Origin of the sequence: Actinomadura darangshiensis, from assembly GCF_004349235.1 — a bacterium.
GTDB lineage: Bacteria > Actinomycetota > Actinomycetes > Streptosporangiales > Streptosporangiaceae > Spirillospora > Spirillospora darangshiensis.
On the sequence record NZ_SMKY01000463.1, the window covers coordinates 1 to 4,640 of the forward strand.

The window sequence follows — 4,640 nt, forward strand, 5'->3', positions numbered from 1 at the left end:
GGCGGGTGTCGTGCCTGCCGGCGACCTTCAGGCCGGACGACTCGAACAGCGCCAGGAGTTCGTCCCGCGTCCGGAGCCCTAGGTGTTCGGCCAGGTCGGACAGGATGAGCCAGCCTTCCCCGTCCGGTTCGAGGTGGTCGGCGAGGCCGGTGAGGAAGCCGCGCAGCATCCGGCTGCCCGGATCGTAGACGGCGTGTTCCAGGGGCGAGGTCGGTTTCGCCGGTACCCAGGGTGGGTTGCAGACGACGAGGCCGGCCCGTCCGTCCGGGAAGAGGTCGGCTTGGACGATCTCCACCTCAATGTTCAGCCGCTTGAGGTTCTCTTGGGCGCAGGCAAGCGCGCGCGGGTCCTGGTCAGTGGCGATGACATGGCCGATGCCACGCCTGGCCAGGACCGCCGCTAGGACGCCCGTGCCCGTCCCCACGTCGAACGCCGTTTTCGTTGGCGGCAGTGGTACTTCGGCGACCAGGTCTACATATTCGCCTCTGACCGGTGAGAAGACACCGTAATGCGGGTGGATCCGGTCGCCGCCCAGCGCGGGGATCGGAACGCCCTTCTCACGCCACTCATGGGCGCCGATAAGCCCGAGCAGTTCGCGCAGTGAGGCGACGTAAGGCTGGTCGTCCGGGCCGTGGGCCTCCGTACAGGCGTCCTGCACATCCGGTGCGCGGCGCAGCGGAATCACGTGTCCAGGGTCGAACGGTATGAGGACCATGCCGAGCGTCCGCGCGCGTTGGGCACGTGCCTGGCGGTGCAGGTGAAAAGCCTGCGCCTGGGGCGGTTCGGGCTTGTTCCGCCGTCGCCGTGGTGGACGGTCGATCCGGCGTGCCATCGCCTTGAGCAACTGCCGCGCGTTCTGGAAGTCGCCGCGCCACAGCAGGGCGGTCCCTTCGCAGGCCAGGCGGTACGCGTCGTCCGCACGGGTCTCGTCGTCGGCGATGGTCACGCGCTGGGGCGGCGGCGCGCCGCTCTCCGACCGCCAGCGGACGCGATGGTCCCGGCCGCCCTCCCGCCAGGAGATGTCGTCCACAGCGAGTACCGTAGCGGCGTGCGTCTACCTGGGCCATTGCACGTGCTGAACGAGGCCCTCGCCTTCCTGCTGGAGATCGCCGCGATCGTGGTCGTGTGCCGGACGCCAGGTGGGGCGTCCGGCACACGCGTCTCAGGCCGGGACCTTGTCGAGGAACCCGGTCACGCGGTCGAAGCGGCCGTCGTCGTCGAACGCCACCACGTCGAAGCCGACCACGAGCGCCTCGCCGTCCTCGGGGCCGAGTTCCCAGGTGAAGCGGGCCACGTTGTGATGGGCGTCGACCGTCCCCGCCGCGCGGAACACCAGGCCGGGGAACTGCTGCTGCGCGGCGCCGACGAACGCGTCGATCGCGTCCCGTCCCTCGGCCGCGCCGAGCGGGTCGACGTACACGGGGTTCTCGGTCCACAGCTCGTCGATCGCGGCGCGCCGGGCCGCCGCGTCGGTCTCGTTCCAGATGGCCAGGTACCGCTCGACCCGCTGCTGAACGTCGCTCATCTCATGACTCCTGTCTGATCGTCCGGGTTCGTTCTCCCGGTGCCCCCCACGCTGCCGGTCCGGCGACAGAAGATCGATTACCTGGGACGTCAAGCCGGTCGGACGGCGGCCGACGTTGATGTCGGATTCTCGCTAGCCGGACGGTGCGACCATCGGTGATGCTGGGAGCATGCACGAGGATGTGGAAAGGTGCGTGCGGGCCGTCCAGTCGAAGGACGCCCGCTTCGACGGATGGTTCTTCACCGGGGTCGTGACCACCGGAATCTACTGCCGGCCGAGCTGCCCTGTGGTGCCGCCCAAGCCGGAGAACATGCGCTTCTACCCGAGCGCTGCGGCCGCCCAGCAGGCCGGGTTCCGTGCCTGCAAACGGTGCCGGCCTGACACGTCCCCAGGCTCGCCCGAATGGAACCACCGCGCGGACGTCGTCGCCAGGGCGATGCGCCTGATCGCCGATGGTGTCGTCGACAGGGACGGCGTCCCAGGCCTCGCCGGACGTCTCGGCTACAGCACACGCCAGATCGAGCGTCAGCTCAACGCCGAACTGGGCGCCGGTCCGCTCGCCCTGGCCCGGGCCCAGCGCGCGCAGACGGCACGCCTTCTCATCGAAACGACGGCCCTTCCCATGGGGGACGTCGCGTTCGCGGCAGGATTCGCCAGTATCCGCGCGTTCAACGACACCGTCCGCGAAGTGTTCGCGCTGACCCCGAGTGCCCTGCGCGACCGTGTCGCGAAGGGCCATCCGCCCGCCGGCTCAGGGGCGCTGTCGCTGCGCCTGCCGTTCCGTGCGCCGCTCTGCCCGGACAACCTGTTCGGGCACCTCGCCGCCACCGGCGTCCCAGGCGTCGAGGAGTGGCGGGACGGTGCGTTCCGCCGCGCCATGCGGCTCCCGCACGGACACGGCATCGCGACACTGCGGCCCCAGCCCGACCACGTCGCCTGCACGCTCAGCCTCAGCGACCTGCGCGACCTCACCATCGCGATCAGCCGCTGCCGCTGGATGCTCGACCTGGACGCCGACCCCATCGCCGTGGACGACCTCCTCCGCGACGACCCCGTCCTGGCCCCACTGGTCGACAAGGCGCCCGGACGACGCGTCCCGCGCACGGTGGACGCCCCAGAGTTCGCCGTGCGGGCCGTCCTGGGGCAGCAGGTGTCGACGGCCGCGGCACGAACCCATGCGGCCCGCCTGGTCACCGCCTACGGCGACCCCATAGACGACCCAGGCGGCGGACTGACACACCTCTTCCCGACCCCGTCCGCCCTAGCGGAACTCGACCCGGAGGCCCTCGCCTTCCCGAAAATCCGACGCACCACCCTCACGACCCTGGTCGACGCACTCGCATCGGGGGAGATCGACCTCGGCGTAGGGAGCGACTGGGAAGAGGCCCGCACGCGCTTGTCCGCCCTACCGGGCTTCGGCCCGTGGACCATCGAGACCATCGCGATGCGCGCTCTCGGTGACCCGGACGCCTTCATCCCGGGGGACCTGGGAATCCGTGCGGCAGCGCGTGCGCTCGACCTCCCCACCACGCCGGCGGCCCTCACACAGCGCGCCGCCCAGTGGCGCCCCTGGCGGGCCTACGCCGTCCAGTACCTGTGGGCCACCGGCGACCACGCCATCAACCTGCTTCCCGCGAACTGAAGGACACCCTGTGCAACCAACACATGTCGTCATAGAAAGCCCTGTCGGGTCTCTCACCTTGGTCGCGTCCGATGGCGCTCTGTCTGGGCTCTACATGGACATGCAGCGGCACCGTCCGCCCGAGGAAACCTTCGGCTTGCCTGGGGACCCCGACAGTGAGCCCTTCGCCACCGTCGCCGCACAACTCACCGCCTACTTCGCCGGCGAACTGACCGATTTCGACCTGCCGCTCAACCTCAACGGCACGCCCTTCCAGCAAAGCGTCTGGGCGGCGCTCCAGGAGATCCCCTACGGCGAGACCGTCACCTACGGGGAACTCGCGGTCGAGCTAGGCAAACCGTCTGCGTCCCGTGCGGTCGGTCTGGCCAACGGGCGCAACCCGGTCGGCGTCATCGTCCCCTGCCACCGCGTCGTCGGATCCACCGGTTCCCTCACCGGCTACGGCGGCGGCCTCGACCGCAAGCGCTACCTCCTCGACTTCGAACGCAAGACCCGGTCGACCGAGGACGCGCTCTTCTGAGCCTCACCGCCGCCGGAACGCGAGCCCGGCCAGGCAGAACAGGATCCCGCCGGTGATGAACCAGGGCTCGTAGAGCAACGTGACGAACCGCTCATCGGTGCTGAAATCGCTCACCGTCTTGGAGCCTGCCGCGAGCGCGACCCAGTCCGGTACCGAGGGGAGTGCGTGCACGAGGAGGAGACCGGCCGTCCCCCAGACGCCCAGTTTCAGCCACTTCCTCGGAAGACGTCCGCCCCACGGCTGGACGACGGCCAGCGCCAGGACCGCCGCCGCGAACGACACCGGAATCGCGATCACGTCGATGACCAGCAGCGGCACGTTGTCGTGCAGGTCCAGCCCGGCCGGCAGCCCCGCCCGGCCGCCGAGCACCCAGTAGACGTGGACGAGCGCGAACAGCACTCCCCACGCCGCCGCCGCGTAGGCTCCGAACCCGGAGCCCCGCCGAACCTGTACCGCCTGCATCGCGTCCATACCCGCACTCTCGATCACGGGACGCCCGCGGAGCCTCCCCCGCCGGACGTGCCCGGCTCCCCCTCGCGAGGGAATGTCAGAGCCGCGGGTTACCGTGCTCGACATGGCCGGACAACCTGGGAAGGGCTGATCAAGGTGCAGTTCCGAGTCGACCGCCAGACGTTCGCCGACGCGGTGGCGTGGGCGGCGCGGACGCTGCCCGCACGTCCCGCCCTCCCCGTCCTCGCGGGCATGCTCATCGAGGTCACCGACCAGGGCGAGCTCGCCGTCGCCGGGTTCGACTACGAGGTGTCCGCCCGCGCCCGCGAGGACGCCGACGTCACCGAGCCGGGCCGCGCCCTCGTCCCCGGGCGGCTCCTGGCCGACATCGTCCGGAACCTCCCCGCGCAGCCCGTGGACGTCGTCACGAAGGGCTCCGAGGTGGTCGTCCGCTGCGGCCCCGCCGAGTTCGGCCTGCTGACCCTGCCCGTCGAGGACTACCC

General features: G+C 70.5%; 5 protein-coding genes and 1 pseudogene. 3 read left to right on the plus strand and 3 right to left on the minus strand.

What is annotated here, in order from left to right; genetic code table 11:
* Both E1293_RS44605 and E1293_RS44610 read right to left on the minus strand, forming a co-directional pair.
* Positions 1-1,030 (minus strand): methyltransferase (locus E1293_RS44605; protein WP_132205842.1); only part of this gene is annotated, 1,030 nt, incomplete at its 3' end.
* Between the two features lie 132 nt (positions 1,031-1,162).
* Entirely contained in the window at positions 1,163-1,525 is a 363-nt protein-coding gene (locus tag E1293_RS44610) for a nuclear transport factor 2 family protein (RefSeq protein ID WP_132205844.1), read from the minus strand.
* A gap of 169 nt (positions 1,526-1,694) precedes the next feature.
* Between E1293_RS44610 and E1293_RS44615 the strand changes: the two genes are divergently transcribed.
* Both E1293_RS44615 and E1293_RS44620 read left to right on the plus strand, forming a co-directional pair.
* A complete protein-coding gene (locus E1293_RS44615; protein WP_132205846.1) occupies positions 1,695-3,167 on the plus strand; it encodes an AlkA N-terminal domain-containing protein in 1,473 nt (490 codons plus the stop codon).
* Between the two features lie 10 nt (positions 3,168-3,177).
* Entirely contained in the window at positions 3,178-3,687 is a 510-nt protein-coding gene (locus E1293_RS44620) for a methylated-DNA--[protein]-cysteine S-methyltransferase (protein WP_132205848.1), read from the plus strand.
* Between the two features lie 3 nt (positions 3,688-3,690).
* On the opposite strand, the gene E1293_RS44625 is transcribed toward E1293_RS44620, so the two are convergent.
* On the minus strand, positions 3,691-4,158 hold the full coding sequence (locus tag E1293_RS44625) for a DUF3995 domain-containing protein (RefSeq protein ID WP_132205850.1): 468 nt from the start codon (positions 4,156-4,158) through the stop codon (positions 3,691-3,693).
* A 135-nt stretch (positions 4,159-4,293) separates the two neighbouring features.
* Here E1293_RS44625 and E1293_RS44630 point away from each other — a divergent pair.
* Positions 4,294-4,640: pseudogene (locus tag E1293_RS44630) on the plus strand (DNA polymerase III subunit beta); the annotation flags it as partial.

Coding starts and splice junctions, on each gene's coding strand:
- E1293_RS44615 (WP_132205846.1), top strand. CDS start 1,695: ATGCACGAGGATGTGGAAAGGTGCGTGCGGGCCGTCCAGTCGAAGGAC.
- E1293_RS44625 (WP_132205850.1), bottom strand. CDS start 4,158: ATGGACGCGATGCAGGCGGTACAGGTTCGGCGGGGCTCCGGGTTCGGA.
- E1293_RS44610 (WP_132205844.1), bottom strand. CDS start 1,525: ATGAGCGACGTTCAGCAGCGGGTCGAGCGGTACCTGGCCATCTGGAAC.